This is a genomic window from Pseudomonas reactans (genome assembly GCF_013387025.1).
GTDB lineage: Bacteria > Pseudomonadota > Gammaproteobacteria > Pseudomonadales > Pseudomonadaceae > Aquipseudomonas > Aquipseudomonas reactans.
The window spans coordinates 1-483 of record NZ_JACAQP010000091.1 but is presented as its reverse complement, the minus strand read 5'-3'; the positions used below and the strand labels follow the sequence as shown (position 1 = coordinate 483).

At 43.9% G+C, this 483-nt stretch carries 1 protein-coding gene; it reads left to right on the top strand.

What is annotated here, in order from left to right; genetic code table 11:
* Positions 1-56: 56 nt before the first annotated feature.
* The coding region (locus HX793_RS31660; protein WP_368855658.1) for an RNA-directed DNA polymerase at positions 57-483 on the top strand (427 nt) is incomplete at its 3' end.

Genomic DNA, 483 nt, shown 5'->3' with positions numbered 1-483 from the left:
TGGCTGTTAAGGAATTCTTCTATTCTGGCAAACTTCTTAAGTCTTTCAACAGCACCATCCTTGCGCTCATCCCTAAAGTTGATTCCCCTTCCAAAGTCACTGATTTCCGCCCTATAGCTTGTTGTAACGTTGTTTACAAATGTATCAGCAAGCTTATTGCGGATCGTATCAAAAACCATCTTTCTTCTCTGGTTGATGAAAACCAGTCTGCTTTCATCCCTGGTCGTTTGATCACCGACAACGTCCTTCTTGTTCACGAGCTCATGCGTGATTATCATCGTCATCGTGGTCCTCCTAGGTGTGCTTTTAAGGTTGATATTCAAAAAGCCTACGACACGGTTGACTGGACGTTTCTGCGGACCATCTTGTTTGGGTTTGGTTTCCCCGATCGTATGATTGACTGGATCATGACATGTGTTTCCATGGTTGCTTACTCTGTGAGTATCAATGGGAATACTCACGGTTGTTTTGACGGTAAAAGGG